13 protein-coding genes are annotated in these 15182 nt (G+C 70.5%); 6 read left to right on the top strand and 7 right to left on the bottom strand.

Annotated elements, in window-relative coordinates:
- Both N912_RS55680 and N912_RS0130275 read right to left on the bottom strand, forming a co-directional pair.
- Positions 1 to 1392: an MFS transporter gene (locus N912_RS55680; protein ID WP_037067462.1), complete on the bottom strand. Its 1392-nt coding sequence runs from the start codon at positions 1390 to 1392 to the stop codon at positions 1 to 3.
- Positions 1393 to 1524: 132 nt separating this feature from the next.
- Entirely contained in the window at positions 1525 to 2364 is an 840-nt protein-coding gene (locus N912_RS0130275; protein WP_028925333.1) for a glutaminyl-peptide cyclotransferase, read from the bottom strand.
- 99 nt (positions 2365 to 2463) lie between these two features.
- On the opposite strand from N912_RS0130275, the gene N912_RS0130270 reads away from it, so the two are divergent.
- The 4 genes from N912_RS0130270 (at position 2464) to N912_RS0130255 (ending at position 7610) form a co-directional block, all read left to right on the top strand.
- Positions 2464 to 3210, top strand: coding sequence for a DUF3027 domain-containing protein (locus N912_RS0130270; RefSeq protein ID WP_028925332.1), 747 nt, complete (start codon positions 2464 to 2466; stop codon positions 3208 to 3210).
- A gap of 26 nt (positions 3211 to 3236) precedes the next feature.
- The gene (locus N912_RS0130265; RefSeq protein WP_028925331.1) at positions 3237 to 3947 is read left to right on the top strand and encodes a class I SAM-dependent methyltransferase; all 711 of its coding nucleotides are present in this window, start codon (positions 3237 to 3239) and stop codon (positions 3945 to 3947) included.
- Positions 3940 to 6909, top strand: coding sequence for a sacsin N-terminal ATP-binding-like domain-containing protein (locus N912_RS55675; protein ID WP_051581022.1), 2970 nt, complete (start codon positions 3940 to 3942; stop codon positions 6907 to 6909). The genes N912_RS0130265 and N912_RS55675 overlap by 8 nt, the downstream gene beginning before the upstream one ends.
- Before the next feature lie 92 nt (positions 6910 to 7001).
- Positions 7002 to 7610, top strand: a complete 609-nt coding sequence (locus tag N912_RS0130255) for a neutral zinc metallopeptidase (RefSeq protein ID WP_211261447.1) — start codon at positions 7002 to 7004, stop codon at positions 7608 to 7610.
- A gap of 32 nt (positions 7611 to 7642) precedes the next feature.
- On the opposite strand, the gene N912_RS61610 is transcribed toward N912_RS0130255, so the two are convergent.
- From N912_RS61610 to N912_RS63885, 5 genes are all read right to left on the bottom strand, one after another.
- Positions 7643 to 11101, bottom strand: coding sequence for a WD40 repeat domain-containing protein (locus tag N912_RS61610; RefSeq protein WP_342670886.1), 3459 nt, complete (start codon positions 11099 to 11101; stop codon positions 7643 to 7645).
- Between the two features lie 17 nt (positions 11102 to 11118).
- Positions 11119 to 12015: a caspase family protein gene (locus N912_RS62485; RefSeq protein WP_425415327.1), complete on the bottom strand. Its 897-nt coding sequence runs from the start codon at positions 12013 to 12015 to the stop codon at positions 11119 to 11121.
- On the bottom strand, positions 11996 to 12469 hold the full coding sequence (locus tag N912_RS63890; protein ID WP_156994148.1) for an effector-associated constant component EACC1: 474 nt from the start codon (positions 12467 to 12469) through the stop codon (positions 11996 to 11998). The genes N912_RS62485 and N912_RS63890 overlap by 20 nt, the downstream gene beginning before the upstream one ends.
- 102 nt (positions 12470 to 12571) lie before the next feature.
- Positions 12572 to 13159, bottom strand: coding sequence for a bifunctional DNA primase/polymerase (locus N912_RS60830; protein ID WP_051581017.1), 588 nt, complete (start codon positions 13157 to 13159; stop codon positions 12572 to 12574).
- Positions 13156 to 13488: a hypothetical protein gene (locus N912_RS63885; protein WP_156994147.1), complete on the bottom strand. Its 333-nt coding sequence runs from the start codon at positions 13486 to 13488 to the stop codon at positions 13156 to 13158. Before N912_RS63885 ends, N912_RS60830 begins: the two co-directional genes overlap by 4 nt.
- A 101-nt stretch (positions 13489 to 13589) precedes the next feature.
- Here N912_RS63885 and N912_RS62480 point away from each other — a divergent pair, with 101 nt between their 5' ends.
- Complete coding sequence (locus tag N912_RS62480) at positions 13590 to 14495, top strand: hypothetical protein (protein ID WP_211261446.1); 906 nt, start codon at positions 13590 to 13592, stop codon at positions 14493 to 14495.
- Entirely contained in the window at positions 14492 to 15181 is a 690-nt protein-coding gene (locus N912_RS0130235) for an HAD family hydrolase (RefSeq protein WP_037067598.1), read from the top strand. Before N912_RS62480 ends, N912_RS0130235 begins: the two co-directional genes overlap by 4 nt.
- Position 15182 lies beyond the last annotated feature (1 nt).

The following is a 15182-nucleotide window of genomic DNA, read 5'->3' as shown; positions in this document are numbered from 1 at the left end:
TCAGTGTTTCCTTTCCGGGACTGTACGGAAAACCGTGGCGACCAGCGCGGCGGCGAGCAGGATCGCGAACGCGGCGGTCAGCGCGGTGGTGTAGCCGTGCACGGCGGTCGAGGTGGCGGCGGTGCTGGTCGCGATGGTGTTGAACAGGGCGGTGCCGAGCGCGGCGCCGAGCTGCTGGGCGGCGTTGTAGGTCGCCGACGCGGCGCCGGTGTCGTGCCCGTGCACGCCGGTGGTGGCCAGGCTGGCCGTCGGCGAGATGACGCAGCCCATCCCGATGCCGGTCAGCAGCATCGCGGGCGTCAGGTAGAGCGGCAGGATGCCGGTGCTCAGCGGGGTCAGCCTGGTCAGGACGAACACGCCGGCGGCCGAGGCGACCAGGCCGGGCACGATCACCGCCCACGGCGGCACCCGGCCGTGCAGCCTGCCGGCGATGAGCATCGAGCCGACCACGGCGGCCGCCGCGTGCACGAGCAGGACCAGGCCGGCCTGGATCGGTGAGTAGCCGAGGGTGGTCTGCAGGTAGTACGTCATGAACAGGTAGCAGCCGAACATCGCCACGAACGTCAGGCCGATCGTGGCGAACGCCCCGGCGCGGGCGCGGTGGCGCAGCAGGCGCGGCGGCAGCAGCGGGTGCGGCGCCCGGGCCTCGACGGCCGCGAACCCGGCCAGCAGCGCCACCCCCGCCCCGAGCAGCGCGAGCACCAGCGGCGAACCCCAGCCGGCCGACTCGGCCCGGTTGAACGCGTAGACCACCGCCACGAACCCGGTCGCGCTGAGCAGCGCGCCGGTGACGTCGAGCCGTCCCTCACCCCGAGCCGGAGCCTGGCGAGGCACGAGCACCACACCGGCCGCGGCGAGCAGCGCGACCGGGGCGTTGACGTAGAGGCACCAGCGCCAGCTCGCGTACTCGGTGAGCAGCCCGCCCGCGACCAGGCCCACCGCCGACCCGGCCGCGCCGACCGCCGCGAACACCCCGAACGCCCGCCCCCGCTCCTCTGGCCGGGTGAACGTGGTGGCCAGCAGCGACAACCCGGCGGGCGCGAGCAACGCGGCGAACACGCCCTGCAGCGCCCGCGCGGCGAACAGCGTGCCGGGGCTCGCGGCGGCCCCGCCGAGCGCGGACGAGACGGCGAACCCGACCAGCCCGACGATGAACGCGCGCCGGTGGCCGAGCTGCCCGCTGACCCGGCCGCCGATCAGCAGCAACCCGCCGAAGGCCAGCGCGTACGCGGTGATCACCCACTGCCGGGCGCCGTCGGACATGCCGAGCTCGTGCTGCGCGGACGGCAGCGCGATGTTCACGATCGTCCCGTCCAGGACGACCAGCAGCTGCGCCGCGCTCACCATCCCGAGCGCCCACCATCGCCGCCGCCCGGTCACACCGTCCGCCATCCGCGGTCACCGCCCCTGTTCCGGACCTTCGTTCTATAGCTAGAACGTTGTTCGAGTAGGCGATCAGCGTACTACGGCCGGCGGCCGCGGTCGGCGGTGTGAGGTGGCGCACACCTCGTGCGCGAGCGGTGCCTAGCGGTGCGAGGGGGTGAGGCGGACCCGGAACATGTGTGGCCAGAACTTGCCGGTGAGCAGGAACTCGTCGGTGCCGGGCACCTGGGCGATGCCGTTGAGCACGTCGGTGCCGGCGCGCTGGTCGTCCGGGAGCAGGCCGGTGGCGTCGAGGACGGCGGTCACCTCGCCGGATGTCGGGTCGATACGGACCAGTCGGTCGGTCTGGTAGACGTTCGCCCAGACGCCCTCGGCCGTGCACTCCAGCTCGTTGAGCCCGAACACCGGCCGCCCGGCGATCCGCACCGCGCGGCCGTCGCCCAGCGGTGCCAGGTCGGTGCCGGACAACACGCGCAGCCGGTCGCTGCCGTCGCTGGCCAGCACCCGTCCGCCCAGGTGGCACAGCCCCCAGCCCTCGCCGGTCCACGGCACCCGGCCGTCCGGGACCAAGCTGGCCCGGTCCCATCGCAGCGCCACGCCGTCCTGCCAGGTCAGCTGCCAGATCCGGGGGCCGAGCACGGTGACACCCTCGCCGTAGAGGCGCTCGGGCAGCGGCGTCGAGCGCAGCACCGCGCCGGTGGCCGGGTCCAGCTCGGTGAGCCGGGACCGGCCGGGCAGCCCGGTGCTCTCGAACAGCACGCCGCCGTCGATCTCCAGGCCCTCGGTCCAGGCCCCGGTGTCGTGCGGCAGCGTGCCGAGCACCACCGGCCGCAGCGACGGCACGCCGGCGGCCAGCCCGGCGGAGATCACCGCGTTCGGGTCGACGGCCGGCTCGGCGGCGGGCGCGGGCTTGCCGGCGCCGCAACCGGCCGTCAGCAGCGCCAGCGTCACGAGCAGTCGTACGGCCGGCGCACGGGTCATGTCGGGAAGGGTGGCACAATCGGGCGCGTGAATCCCGCAACGCCCGACGACACCGACCAGCCTGCCGAGCCAGCGCCGGCGGACGAGGGCGTTGCGCCGGTGGACGCAGCGCAGCCGCGGCCGACCGGAGCCCGGTTGCTGGAGGCCGTCGAGCTGGCCAGGGCGGCGGCCGTCGAGCTGGCGGGTGCGGACGCGGTCGGCGGGCACGAGCAGGCGCAGGGCGACGACGAGCACGCCGCCACCCACTTCTTCGCCGCCAACCAGCCCGGTTACCGGGGCTGGCGCTGGGCGGTCACGGTCGCGGACGGCGGGCCCGACACCCCGGTCACGGTGAGCGAGACGGTACTGCTGCCCGGGCCGGACGCGCTGGTCGCGCCGCCGTGGGTGCCCTGGCAGGACCGGGTGCGCGCCGGCGACCTGGGCGTCGGCGACCTGCTGCCGCCCGACCCGGATGACGAGCGGCTGGTGCCCGGCTACCTGGCCTCGGACGACCCCGCCGTCGAAGAGGTGGCGCACGAGGTGGGGCTCGGCCGGCCCAGGGTGCTCAGCCGCTACGGGCGCGACCTGGCCACCGAGCGCTGGCGCGCCGGCGACCGAGGGCCGAGGGCCGAGATGGCCAAGGCCGCCCCGTCGACGTGCGTGACCTGCGCGTTCTACCTCCCGATCGCCGGATCGCTGCGGGCCGCGTTCGGGGTCTGCGCGAACGAGTTCGCCCCCGCCGACGGCGCGGTGGTGCATGCCGAGTACGGCTGCGGCGCGCACTCGGACGTCGAGCCGGACACCGGCCCGATCACCCCGGTCGCCGAGGTCGTCTACGACGACGGCGTCGAGCTGGAGGCTCGCTAGCGGCACTCGCGCGAGAGACTGGTCCGGTGACGATCGAGCGCGCGAACCATTGGGAAGAGAAGTCCGGCGAGTGGATCACCTGGGCACGTACGCCGGGGCATGACGCGTTCTGGGCCTACCGCGAGCAGTTCCGGGAGTTCGTGCCGGCGCCGGGCGCCGCGACCCTGGACGTCGGCTGCGGCGAGGGCCGGATCAGCCGCGAGCTGACCGACCTGGGCCACCACGTCACCGCCAGCGACCTGTCGCCGAGCCTGTTGGCGGCCGCCGAGGAGGCCGGGTCGGCGCGGCGGTACCGGCTCGCGGACGCCACGGCGCTGCCGTTCGCGGACGGCGAGTTCGACCGGGTGGTGGCCTACAACATGCTGATGGACGTGCCGGACATGCCGGCCGCGGTTTCCGAGGCGGCCAGGGTGCTCACCCCCGGCGGCCTGCTGACCGTGTCGGTCGTGCACCCGTTCGTCGACCGGGGCCGGTTCGACGGCGACGCCGGTGATGCCCCGTTCGTGGTGACCGGCGGCTACTTCGAGTCCGAGCACTTCAGCGGCAGCGAGAGCCGGGACGGGCTGGTCATGCACTACGACGGCTGGAGCCACCCGCTGGGTGCGTACACCGCCGCGCTGGCCGACGCCGGGTTCGTCATCACCGAGCTGCGCGAGCCCCGCCCGGCGCGGGCCGACATGACGTGGTGGCGGCGGCTGCCGCTGTTCCTCTGGATCAACGCCCGGCGCGATGGCTGACCAGGCCGCTGCGGACCCGTTCCGGACCGACGAGCTGCGCGCCTCGGTGCTCGCGTCCTGGGCCGGCTCGCCCACCCGGTTCCGGGAGGACGCGAACGCCGAGGAGGACCTGCTGCTCGGCGGGTACGCGGACCGCTGGCTGGTCGAGCTGGCGCAGAACGCGGCCGACGCGGCGCACCGGGCGGGCGAGCCGGGTCGGCTGTTGGTGCGGGTGGCCGGCGGAGAGCTGCGGGTGGCCAACACCGGCGCGGCGCTGGACCGGGACGGGGTCGCCGCGCTGGCCTCGTTGCGCGCGTCCAGCAAGCGCGACGACGACACGGTCGGCAGGTTCGGCGTCGGGTTCGCCGCCGTGCTCGGGGTGACCGGCGAGCCGCGCATCGTGTCCCGCACGGGCGGGGTGGCGTTCTCGCTGTCCCGGACCGCCGGGGAGGTGGCCGCGCTGGGTGGCGCGGCGGCCGAGGAGCTGCGCCGCCGCGACGGGCGCGCGCCGGTGCTGCGGCTGTGCTGGCCGGTCGGGGCGGACGAGGCGCCGGTGCCGGACGGGTACGACACCGAGGTGCGGCTGCCCGCGTCCGATCCGTACGGGCTGGTCGACGGCGCGCGGGAGGCGGTGCCCGACCTGCTGCTGGCGCTGCCGTGGCTGGTCGAGATCACGGTGGTCGGTGAGGACGGCGTGGCGGTGGCGCACCGGCGCACGGACGGCCCGGACGGCACGGTGACGCTGGCCCCGGACGGGGCGCGGTGGCTGCTGGCGCGGCGGTCCGGGCGGGTCGCCGACGCGCTGGCCGGCCGGGCGGTGGAGGACCGGACCGACTGGTCGGTGTGCTGGGCGGTCCCGGTGGACGCCGAGGGGCGGCCGCGGCCGCTGGGCGAGGACGTGCTGCACGCGCCGACGCCCAGCGACGAGCGGCTGGCGCTGCCCGCGCGGCTGTTCGCCAGCCTGCCGATGCAGCCGTCGCGGCGGCGGGTGCGGACCGGGCCGGCGACCGACGCGGTGCTGGCCGAGGCCGCGCGGGCGTACCTGGACCTGGTGCTGGCGGTGTCGCCGGGGCGGCGGGCGGCGCTGGCGCCGGTGCCGGGCTTCCCGCGCTCCGAGCTGGACGCCACGCTCACGGCCGCCCTGACGGCGGAGCTGCGCGACGCCGCCTGGCTGCCCGCCGCGTTGCCGGACGCGACGCTGGCCCCCCGCGACGCCGTGCTGCTGGACGACTCCGTACCCGGGCTGGCCGAGCCGCTCGCGGACGTGGTCCCCGGCCTGCTCGCCGAGGAGGTCGCCGGCGCGCCCCGGGCCGCGCTCACCGCGCTCGGGGTGCGCGCGGTGTCGCTCGGCGAAGTGGTCGGAATGCTCGCCGGGCTGGACCGGCCGCCGGAGTGGTGGCACCGCGTCTACACCGCCCTGACCCCGGCGCTGGACGCGCTGCCGGCGGCCCGCGAGGAGCTGGCCGCGCTGCCGGTGCCGCTGGCCGACGGCCGGACGGTGACCGGCCCACGCACCGTGATCGCGCTGACGTCCGAGCTGCCTCTCGGGGACGTCGAGCTGCCCGGCCTGAGGATCGCGCACCCGGCCGCCGCCCACCCGCTGCTGCACCGGCTCGGCGCCACCGAGGCCGGCCCCGCCGAGCTGCTCGACCACCCCAGCGTGGCCGAGGCGGTGTCGCGCTCGGTGGCCGACGCCGAGGACGGCGCCGACCCGCTGCCGCTGGCCAGGTTCGTGCTCGGCCTGCTCGCCGAGATCGACCCGGGCACCGGCGCGGCCCCCCGCCCGTGGCTGGCAGCGTTGGCGCTGCCGGACGCCGACGGCGAGCCGTGCCGGGCCGACGAGCTGATGCTCCCGGACGCGGCGATCGCGCCGCTGCTGGCCCCGGACGCCCCGCTGCGGGTGCTGGCCGCCGAGCTCGCCGCCGCCTGGCCGCGCCGGGTGCTGACCGCCGTCGGCGTGCTCGACGCGTTCGGCCTGCTGGTCGACGAGGACCCCACCGGCCCGGACCACGACCTCGACGACGAGGAGGCCTGGTGGGCCGATACCGAGCCCGAGCCCGGCTCGCCGCGCCCGCCCGGCCCGCTGCTCGCCGTGCGCGACCTGGACCTGGTGGACGACGCGGCCTGGCCGTCCGCGCTGACCCTGCTCGCCGCCGACCCCGCCTATCGCCGCGCGATCACCGCTGACCACTCGTACACCGCCTGGTGGCTGGCCCGGCACGCCCGGCTGGCCGGCCACCGCCCGCCACACTGGCGGCTGGCGTCCGCGACCGCGCTGGCCGGCCTGTTCGACCCGGTCCCGGACGGGCTGGACGAAGAACTGCTGGCCGCCATCGGCGTGCGCCGCGACGCGTCCGTGCGCGACACCGACGACGCCGCCGGCCTGCTGGCCCGCCTCGGCGACCCGGCGCGGTCCCCGGACGCCGCCCTGACCTGGACGGCACACGCCTCGCTGGCCGCCGCCGTCCTGGCCGGCCGGGTCGACCCCGACGGCCTCGACCCGCCGGAATGGTTACGCTCCGTGAACGGCACCGTGGTGGACTCCGGTCGCGCTGTGTTGCTCGACACGCCGTGGCTCGCGCCCGCCCTCCCCGAGGCGGAGACGGTCGCCGGGAGCTTCGACCCGGACGACGTCGACGCGCTGGCCGAGCTGCTCGACCTCCCGCTGGCCTCCGAGATCGTCTCCGGCTGGCTGCTCGACGCAGGCTCCGGCGCCGACGGCGAAACCGCCGGCGACGAGCTGTCCTGGACGGCGTTTCCCGAGGTCGTCGCCGCCTGCGCGGCGTTCGGGACGGATCTTCCGGACGGCACGGTGTGGCGCCACGACCAACTCACCGTCGAGCTGACCCGCCCCGAGCGGCGCCGGGTGGACGTCCCGGTCTGGCGACAGGACGGCCGCTGGCACGTCGTCGACCCAATCCGTGCACTCGTCGCAGCCAGAGTGGATCTCACCCGGTTGATTCCGCAAAACGGCTCCGGATGAGCGCTCCGTAGCGCAATATGTTCGCCATGACGGCTGCGCGGCGATGCCTTCGGATGGCAATTGCGGTTGTGGTGCTAGCGGTGTTACTCACAGTGACACCCGCTTCGACGGGAACCGCCTCCGCGCGCCCCGGCCCCGGCCCGCTGCTGACCGCCAGCATGGCCGACGACGAGCGCACCGCCGTGGCCGCCGTGGACGGCTTCTGGAAACGGCACTTCACCGAGTTCTTCGACAAGCCGTACACCAGCCCGACGGTGCGCGGCGGCTACACCGGCTCCAGCGGCCCGAGCTGCGGCGGCAGCCGGGCGCAGCCGCTGAACGCCTACTACTGCCCGCCCGGTGACTTCCTGGCCTGGGACGAGAACCTGATGTCCGCCGGCTACCAGAAGGTCGGCAACGCCTGGGTCTACCTGATCATCGCGCACGAGTGGGGCCACGCCATCCAGGCCAGGCTGAGCAAGCGCCTGGTCTCGCAGGCCGACGAGCTGCAGGCCGACTGCCTGGCCGGCGCCGAGCTGTCCGGCGCCGTGCGCGACGGCGTGATCCGGATGGAACCAGGGGACAGCCAGGCGCTCAGCGACACGCTCAGGGTGCTCGCCGACGACACGCCGTGGACAAACGGGCGCGACCACGGCGACGCCCAGCAGCGCACCTCGGCCTTCAACAAGGGCGCGCAGGGCGGCGTCCGCGCCTGTATCTAGGCGCCAACGCCGCCAATGCTGCCGCTCCCGCGCTATCGGCAGCGCGAGTCGTACCGCAGATCCGGTGAAACGTACTGGCGCCACTTCTCCGGAGTGAGGGTGTTGGAGGTGGCAGCACAGATGCGCCTTATTGCCTGGTCGAGGTGCACCTCCCAGAGCCATGTCATCTGATCCTCGCCGGCGCTCGCCAAGACGGCCCCGTCTGGACTGAATGCCAACGCGTATGTCGTGTTTGCAGGACCGAGGGGCCGGCCAACCAACGTGGGGTGTGCGGGGTCGGTGACGTCCCACAGCCGCACCGGCTGTTCGAGTCCGGCGCTGGCGAGGGTGCGTCCGTCCGGGCTGAATGCGACCGCGTTGATGATGTTGGTGTGTTCGAGGGGTTGGCCGATGGGTGCGGGGTGTGCGGGGTCGGTGACGTCCCACAGCCGTACCGTCTTGTCGTCGTCGGCGCTGGCCAGGGTGTGTCCGTCTGGGCTGAATGCGACCGCGTTGATGATGTTGGTGTGTTCGAGGGGTTGGCCGATGGGTGCGGGGTGTGCGGGGTCGGTGACGTCCCACAGCCGTACCGTCTTGTCGTTGCCGGCGCTGGCCAGGGTGTGTCCGTCTGCGCTGAACGCCACCGCCGTGACGACGAACTGGGAATGTTGAAGGGGTTGGCCCAGTGATGCGGGATGGGCGGGATCGGCCACATCGGATAACTGCACAATCCCGACGGCTCCGGCGCTGGCCAGGGTCCGCCGGTCCGGGCTGAACGCCACCGCCGAGACGATGCTGTGATCACCGAGCGTTTGACCCAGTGGCGCGGGGTGTGCTGGGTCGACGACGTTCCACAGCCGCACCGGCTGGTCCCACCCGGCGCTGGCGAGAGTGTGCCCGTCCGGGCTGAAGGCCAGTGTGTTGACGGTGTTGGTGTGTTCGAGGGCCTGGCCCAGTGGTACGGGGCGTGCGGGTTCGGCCACGTTCCACAGGCGTACCGTCCTGTCGGTGCCGGCGCTGGCCAGCGTGCGTCCATCCGGGCTGAATGCCACCGCCGTGATGGGCCGGGAGTGCCCGATGAGCCGAACATAGGGGACGCTCCACATCTGTACCGGCTGGCCGGGTCCGGCGCTGACGAGGGTGTGTCCGTCTGGGCTGAAAGCGACCGCGTTGACGGCGTTGGCGTGTTCGAGGGGTCGGCCAAGTAGTGTCGGGTGGACGGCGTCGGCCACGTTCCACACCCGTACCGTTCTGTCGTTGCCGGCGCTGGCCAGGGTGTGTCCGTCTGGGCTGAACGCCACAGCGTTGACGGTGTCGGCGTGTTCGAGGGGCCGACCGATCGGTATGGGATGTGCGGGGCCGCTGACGTCCCACAGCCGTACCGTTTGGTCGGTGCTGGCGCTGGCCAGAGTGCGACCGTCCGGGCTGAGCGCTACGGCCCTCACCGCGCCAGTGCCGAAATCTTCGGGGGTTAGCGGTGTGGGATGGGCCGGGTCGGTTGTATTCGACAGCCGCGCCCCACGGACGCCAGCAGTGACCAGGGTGTGTCGGCCTGAACTGAACTCCACTGTGGAAACGATGTCGCCGGGGCCGGAGGGCAGGACGGCTAGCGGTGTGGGATGGGCGACGTTCGTCAGATCCCACAACCGCACCTCTTTTTGCAGGTTGTCGGCGCTGGCCAGGGTGTGCCCGTCCGGGCTAAACGCTACGGCCTGAACAGCGACGGTGCCGAAGCTTTCCGCGGTTAGTGGTACAGGGTGAACCGGATCCGTTATATTCCACAGCCGCATTCCACGGATGCCGGCGGTGACCATGGTGCGTCCGTCCGGGCCGAACGCACTCGTCTTGACGATGTCATCCAAGTCAGGCGGTAACTGGGCCAGAGGTCTTGGGTGGGTCGGATCGGCGATGTCCCAGAGCCGCATTACGTTAGAACCGCTGGTGGTCAGTAGTTGTCTGTCTCGGCTGATGGTCACTTCTCTCACGGTCTCCTCCTCCGTGCCGGGGATGGAGGAGGACAACGCGCGGTTGGCTGCGCTGATCACAGCGTTGTCGAGGTCGTGGCTATCGGGTTGCCTGTCGTGGGCCGCAAGGTAGAGCTGAGCCGATACGGAGACGTCGGTGTCAGCGAGCCGGTCGGCTTGGGCCACAATCTGGCTGACAACAGCGTTGTCGCGTTCCCTGAATGCGATGCCAGCAGCACCCATGGCGAGGAGGGTGAGCGTGCTCAAGGTGGCGAGCACGAGTTGCCGCAACCGCTTCGAACGATTCTCCTGACGTACGGCTGCCGCGAGGAATTCGGTGGTAATGAGGCTGAGCTGATCTGGATGTGTGGCGGCCCATTCGCGAGCACTATGGAGACGGCTTCCGCGGTAGAGCAGGTTGGGGTCACGATCATCGCCGTCCCACGTTTTGGCGGCATCTTCCAGGCGTTGCCGGGCGAGGTGACCGGCACGGTCGGTCTCGATCCATTCTCCCAGCCTGGGCCACGCCCGTAGCAGAGCCTCATGAGTTATCTCGACGGTGTCCTGGTCGACGCTGATCAGCCGAGCCTCGGCAAAGACGTTCAGCACCCGCTGGGCGTCTTCCCCGGTGGGGAATTCCGAGCGGGAAACCTGCCGACAGGCGTCCTCTACGCCGGCCTCGCCGAGACGGATCATTCGCAGCAGAATCTTCTGGGCGATCTCACGCTGGTTCTTGGTGAGCCGGCTGTGGCATTGTTCCGCGCCTTGGGAGACCGCCTCCCAGACCCCACCGGTGGCTTCGTATCCGGCTAGGGTCAGCAATTCGCCTTGACGACGGCGCCAGGTTTCGAACAGTACGTAAGAAAGAAGCGGTAGCCCACTGCTCTTGCGGCGCTGGTCTTCGTTGCGGCTCGCACCCAGATCCTGAAGGATACGTTCGACTAGTCCGGGCTCGAGTCGCAGGCCGGCTTTGTGGGCGGGTTCTTCTATCGCGGCTCGCAGCTCGTCGGCCTTCATCGGGGTGACGAGGAGCTGGCTCTGCTGCAGCGCGTCGGCCAACTGGGGTTCTTCGGCGCAGCGGGCATAGAAATCAGCTCGCAGCCCCAGTATCACCAGGGCGACCGAAGGGGCGACCTCTGTGAGCCCGTCGAGAAATATCCGGCGTTCGTGGTCGTCGTCGCAGTTGGTGAAAACTTCTTCGAATTGGTCGACTATAATCAGGAGTCGTCGCTCAGCAACGCGCGCGCGGTGTTCATGCGAAATGTGGCGGGTCAGCACCGTTTCGACCGTTGCGCGCAGTTCGGCTGGGTCGTCGCGCAGTCGACTACCTAGCTGGTCTGGTGTTTCGTCCGTGTGGGCGGCGAGTTGGCGGGCCAGTGCAAGCAGTGGGTGGGTGCCTGGCGTGAGCACTACCTTGGGCCAGGTCCATGATTCCGGTACGTCGGGCAGGCCAGCGCTTTCCAGTGCGGGGACGAGCCCGGCGCGCAGTAGCGAGGACTTCCCCGCCCCGGACGCACCGACTACCAGCAGCATCCCGGCGCCTCGCAGGCGTTCGCCTAACTGGGCTACGAGAAGCTCGGTGAGGGCTTCGCGACCAAAAAGTAGTCGGCGTCAACGACGTCATACGCGGCCAGACCTCGATATGGGCAGACGCCGTCACTCCTCACCGACGGCGGCGGTGGTGAACGGGGTGGCCGGTAGGCCGGGTTAGAAGCGAGCACCAGATCCCCAGCTTGGCCGGTGACGTATCGGCGCGGTCGTGGCCCACGTCGGCTGGTGAGTGCGCGGTCCAGGCATCGGTACAGGTGGTCAAGGGTCAGGGCCGGTGGGCCGGTCGGGTCGCCCTCGCGCAGTAGCCGGATCAGCTCACCAGTGAACATCGTGTGCGGCTGATCGGGCGGGGAAAGGGCGGACTCTTCTGGCGCCGCCGAGGCCAGTACATATCCACCGGGGGCACGGCTGGTGACCAACCCGTCCGGCCAGTGCAAGGTGGCCAGGCCGCCCGCTTGTCCGGAGAAGCAGCAGTCAAGCACCACGATGCGTTGGCGGGCCGGGGACCGGTCCAGTTCTTTGCGGAGCACCGCGTAGGGCACGGCGGTGAACTCCAGCCGGTCCCGTACATGGTCGGTGGCCCCGGTCGCCAGATATAGCTCACCGTCCGCGTCGAGCAGTCCGTGCCCCACGAAACACACGAGTAGCACGTCCTGGGCATTCGTTGCGGCCTCGTGCAGCGCCTCGCCGAACACCAGTGGACTGGCCGGGTCAGCCACCGTGTGTATCCGCCCCGATGGTGCTCCGCAACATTCCACCAATACGGCGGCCAGGTCGCTGACGGTAGCCGACACCGACCCCAGTGTCGGGAGTTGCGAAGTCGGGGGATGCTGACCCATACCGACCAGCAGCACGCGAGCGCCCGGTCCGCTCAGCACTCCCACCCGCGGACTAGGTTGCGGTGCCGCCATTGGCCTTCGCCTCGCCGCGCAAGTTGCCGAGCTCACCGCCGTCCAGCGCCTCGGCGAGCCGGCCTACCAGAGGTTGTATGTCCTCCTGAGCCAGCCCACGTACATGATCGGCGGTCAAAGTGATTTCGGCACCATCAGGGCGTTTGGCAGTCACCGATATCTTTCCGCGCTGGCGCCGAATCCACGAGATGAGCACGCTGGCTGTCGCCGTCGCCGCTCCGCCGTGGCCTAGAGCGACTACAAGCATATCGGCCGTGGAGCCCATCGCGCCCGGCACCGGTGCTCTCACGACCGGTCGCACTCGCCCCTGAAGCTCCTCCCGACCGACCAACCACTCCTGCAGTGAACGCACCGCTCCAGACGTATCGAAGCCAGTGATTCTCAGGCCCACTTCCGCCGCTTCGCCGAGAGAATCGCCGCCGTTTCGGCCTGCCTCGGGCTGCACGTGATCCACCTCCACAACCTGCCGGACCTGCAACGGCTACCAGATATTGCAGTCACAAGTGGCCAAACGGCCCAATCTCGTCCGAAACGTGCCGATTGTGCTGCTGCATGACTAAGGCATGCGCGGGCTCGGCATCGTGCTCGCGGTCGCGGCGATGACCTCATAGACGGGGGACGGGTTGGGCAGCCGCCAGTCGAGGCGGTCCGGTGACAGGCCGGGTACCCAGTGGTAGCCGGCGACGCCCAGGCCCCCGCGCTGCGCGGTGGGTGGGAGACCGACCCAGGTGCCGAGCGTGCACAGGGTGGCGGACACCAGCGTGGTGTACGGGCGGTGGTCGGTGCGGACGAACAGGGTCAGCTGGCCGGTCGGGGTGCGCATAGCCGGCGGGTAGAGGTTCGCGGCGGCCAGGGCGGCGAGCATGCGCGCTCCGTATACGCCCGGGACTTCGAGGCAGTCCACGGCTTCCCCACAGACCAGTAGCGGGCTGTAGGGCTCGGTGGCCCACCAGCGTTCGACCTGGGCGGGTTCGGTGGTCCAGGTGGCGGTCCAGTCGTCGTCCACCGGCCGCAAACCTTCCGAGCCCCGCCGTCCCCGCCACTCGTAGCCGTCGAAGTAGGTACCGCGTGCCACCGGCCATCCGTGATCGGCGAACACCATCGCGGCGCACCGCACCTCGTCCAGATCGTCGGAGCCGGTCACGACCCCACACCGTTCATCGGTGGCAGCCGGACCACCGACAAGGCCGCCGCCGGGACGCCCTGTTCGGTCATGAGGTCGCGGTAGAGGAACGCGTTGTGCGTGTTCACGACCTCGACGTAGGCGAAATCCGGATCTTGGCGACAGCGCCAGTCGTTGCACACCACGTCGTGACCGGGCGGCGGCCGCCACGTCCCCGCCGTTCGGGTCTCGACCCGAATATGCACCGGCCCGTCACCATAACCGCCGGGCGGCACCAACACTTCCGGTTCGACTTGCCACGGCCCTCGAAGATGTCGCACGCGCACATACTTGGGAAATGCGTGTCGCATTGCCACTCCGTCTGGTGCTCTTCCGTGCTCACGTTGGGTATAGCCGTCTCGTCTTGTGCTCGTCCGGTGCTAGACTCCCGACGACAGGAAGGGGAACCGCCGTGGCTGCGCTGGCGACCACGCTGCTCAAGACTCTGCTGACTCAGCGGCATCTGCAAAATCATCGCGCCTTCTGTCGTGAGTACGACAAGCAGGCGATGAGAATCGACGCCAGCTTGGTGGGCACGTACCCCAGCCGGGCGCAGTTCTATCGATGGATCTCCGGTGAGCTTGCCGGGTTGCCATATCCGGATCATTGCCGTGTGCTCGAAGCGCTGTTTCCAGGGCATAGCGCGTCGGAGCTTTTCGGTACACCGATAGCTGAGGGAATGGCCGAGGCAACGGTTCGAGGTCGAGCGGAACGACCCGTCGACCTACGGCCCCACATCGAACGGATCTTTGAAAAGTCGACGGTGACGATTGACTTTGCGGGTTTCTCCGGTGAGACTCTTTACGGCGCTATCCAGGAGCCAGTCGACCGAATCCGTATTGGTGGACTCGCCCCAAAAGAGATCAGCATCCGGATCCTAGTCCCTGACCTGTCGGTGCCGGCCGGAGTTCCTGCGTTGGCCAGCACTCGGGGAGATGCCCCCGCTGTCCGTGCCCGGTCAGAGCAGATCGCCCGACGGTCTAACCAGGCAATTCTTGCGGCGGTGAACGAGCTTGCAGACCTTGGCCTGGTGAGGGCTGCGTCAGCGCAGGTTCGTGTCTACCGGACAAGCCCGGTCTTCAAGCTATACATCTTGAACCGAGTCGAGGCATTCTTTGGGTTCTATCCGATTGTTGATCATACCGTGAGCGTGGCCGGCAAACCGACGGAGATTTTCGACGCGATGGGCAAAGATGCCACGCTCTTTCATTACGAGTCGAATAACGATTCAGCCTCGCTCGGCAGTCAGTACATGCTGCAGGCGCAGGGGTGGTTCGACAGCGTGTGGGGGACAATTTCCCGGGATTTCTCGCCGTGAAGAAGGGGAACCTTCATTACATTGTCGCCGCATCGCGCGTTATCTTGTTTGACTTCGACGGGCCGATTTGTTCCCTGTTTGCCGGCGTGTCAGCGGGTGAAATCGCGGAGTTGTTGATCGGTGTGCTTCGAAGTCGTTCGGCGGTCGTGGACAGGGACGCGTTCGATGCGAGCGATCCGCTCGATGTGCTTCAGTACTCCGCGCGGTTCGGACCTTCTGTCGTCGCCGACGTCGAGGATGAGCTCATTCGCGCCGAACTTGAAGTTGTTCGTTCCGCGGCGCCGACTCCGGCCGGAGCCGAGGCGATCCGGAGCTGTGTTGAAAGTGGCCGGCGGGCCGCCGTGGTATCCAACAACGCGGCCAGCGCCGTGGTCGACTACCTGTCAAATCGTGGGCTCGACACCTTTGTCCACACCGTCGTGGGGCGAACCTACGGCGCGCCGCAGCGCATGAAGCCCAGCGCCGAGCCTGTGGAGCGGGCGCTGGAGGCGCTTTCCGCCAAGCCGTCGGCCGCCGTGCTGGTCGGCGACTCCCCGGGTGACATCCTCGCCGCTCAAGCCGCCGCGACGGCGTCCATCGGTTTCGCCAACAGGCCGTCGAAGTGGCGCCGTCTGGCGGCGGCCGACGTGATCATCGACGACATGGCCGAACTCGCCGCCGCGCTCGACTCCGCGCCCGTCGAATGAG

The sequence above is a fragment of the Actinospineispora acaciae DSM 45401 genome, from assembly GCF_000620785.1.
Classification (GTDB): Bacteria; Actinomycetota; Actinomycetes; order Mycobacteriales; family Pseudonocardiaceae; genus Pseudonocardia; species Pseudonocardia acaciae.
The sequence above is the reverse complement of the archived record's forward strand: the minus strand, read 5'-3'. Positions and strand labels throughout refer to the sequence as shown.

Excerpts from the sequence above, each read along its gene's own strand:
- N912_RS55680 (WP_037067462.1), bottom strand. The coding sequence starts at position 1,392 with ATGGCGGACGGTGTGACCGGGCGGCGGCGATGGTGGGCGCTCGGGATG.
- N912_RS0130275 (WP_028925333.1), bottom strand. The coding sequence starts at position 2,364 with ATGACCCGTGCGCCGGCCGTACGACTGCTCGTGACGCTGGCGCTGCTG.
- N912_RS55675 (WP_051581022.1), top strand. The coding sequence starts at position 3,940 with ATGGCTGACCAGGCCGCTGCGGACCCGTTCCGGACCGACGAGCTGCGC.
- N912_RS62485 (WP_425415327.1), bottom strand. The coding sequence starts at position 12,015 with ATGGCGGCACCGCAACCTAGTCCGCGGGTGGGAGTGCTGAGCGGACCG.
- N912_RS63885 (WP_156994147.1), bottom strand. The coding sequence starts at position 13,488 with ATGCGACACGCATTTCCCAAGTATGTGCGCGTGCGACATCTTCGAGGG.